This window comes from Geojedonia litorea, from assembly GCF_042654525.1.
Taxonomy (GTDB): domain Bacteria; phylum Bacteroidota; class Bacteroidia; order Flavobacteriales; family Flavobacteriaceae; genus Geojedonia; species Geojedonia litorea.
On sequence record NZ_JBHSGP010000001.1, the window covers coordinates 1 to 1,938 of the forward strand.

Genomic DNA, 1,938 nt, shown 5'->3' on the forward strand with positions numbered 1-1,938 from the left:
CCGATACGGACGAAGCGACCAACGGCACCGACCCATTAAATGCAGACAGCGATGGCGACGGTATTAACGATGGTGCTGAAGGTACTACTGATACCGATGGTGATGGTACGATTGATGCTTTAGAATCTAATACCTCCGATGCCGATAACGATGGCGTTGTAGACCAAAATGATGCAGATGACAGCGACCCAAACAACGATACAGATGGAGATGGTTACGGTAATGCCGATGAAACCGCAGCTGATAGCGACCCTATGGATGCAAATTCCAAACCTTTGGATACCGACAACGATGGTATCAGCGATGCCACCGATACCGATGATGATAACGACGGTGTTTCAGATACAGATGAAGCCAGCAACGGCACAGACCCATTAAACGCAGACAGCGATGGCGACGGCATTAACGATGGAGCTGAAGGTACGACAGATACCGATGGTGATGGTACGATTGATGCACTAGAATCCAACACAGCCGATGCCGATAACGATGGCGTTGTAGACCAAAATGACGCAGATGATAGCGACCCAAACAATGATACAGATGGTGATGGTTACGGTAACGCCGATGAAACCGCAGCAGGAACTAATCCATCAGATAGTAACGATGTACCACAAGATACCGACAACGATGGCATCAGCGATGCTACCGATACCGATGATGATAACGATGGTGTATCCGATACGGACGAAGCAACCAATGGCACCGACCCATTAAACCCAGACAGCGATGGCGACGGTATTAACGATGGTGCTGAAGGTACTACTGATACCGATGGTGATGGTACCATTGACGCTTTAGAATCAAACACAGCCGATGCTGATAACGATGGCGTTGTAGACCAAAATGATGCAGATGACAGCGACCCGAATAACGATTCTGATGGTGATGGTTATACCAATGCCGATGAAACGGCAGCCGGTAGCGACCCTATGGATGCAAATTCCAAACCTTTGGATACCGACAATGATGGCATCAGCGATGCCACCGATACCGATGATGATAACGATGGAGTATCCGATACGGACGAAGCGACCAACGGCACCGACCCATTAAATGCAGACAGCGATGGCGACGGTATTAACGATGGTGCTGAAGGTACTACTGATACCGATGGTGATGGTACGATTGATGCTTTAGAATCAAACACAGCCGATGCTGATAACGATGGCGTTGTAGACCAATATGACGCGGATGACAGTGACCCGAATAACGATTCTGATGGTGATGGTTATACCAATGCCGATGAAACGGCAGCCGGTAGCGACCCTATGGATGCAAATTCCAAACCTTTGGATACCGACAATGATGGCATCAGCGATGCTACCGATACCGATGATGATAACGATGGTGTATCCGATACGGACGAAGCGACCAACGGCACCGACCCATTAAATGCAGACAGCGATGGCGACGGTATTAACGATGGTGCTGAAGGTACTACTGATACCGATGGTGATGGTACGATTGATGCTTTAGAATCAAACACAGCCGATGCTGATAACGATGGCGTTGTAGACCAATATGACGCGGATGATAGTGACCCGAATAACGATTCTGATGGTGATGGTTATACCAATGCCGATGAAACGGCAGCCGGTAGCGACCCTATGGATGCAAATTCCAAACCTTTGGATACCGACAATGATGGCATCAGCGATGCTACCGATACCGATGATGATAACGATGGTGTATCCGATACGGACGAAGCGACCAACGGCACCGACCCATTAAATGCAGACAGCGATGGCGACGGTATTAACGATGGTGCTGAAGGTACTACTGATACCGATGGTGATGGTACCATTGACGCTTTAGAATCAAACACAGCCGATGCTGATAACGATGGCGTTGTAGACCAATATGACGCGGATGACAGTGACCCGAATAACGATTCTGATGGTGATGGTTATACCAATGCCGATGAAACGGCAGCCG

General features: G+C 48.8%; 1 pseudogene. It reads left to right on the plus strand.

The features are described from left to right. A pseudogene (locus ACFO5O_RS00005) lies at window positions 1-1,938 on the plus strand (hypothetical protein); the annotation flags it as partial.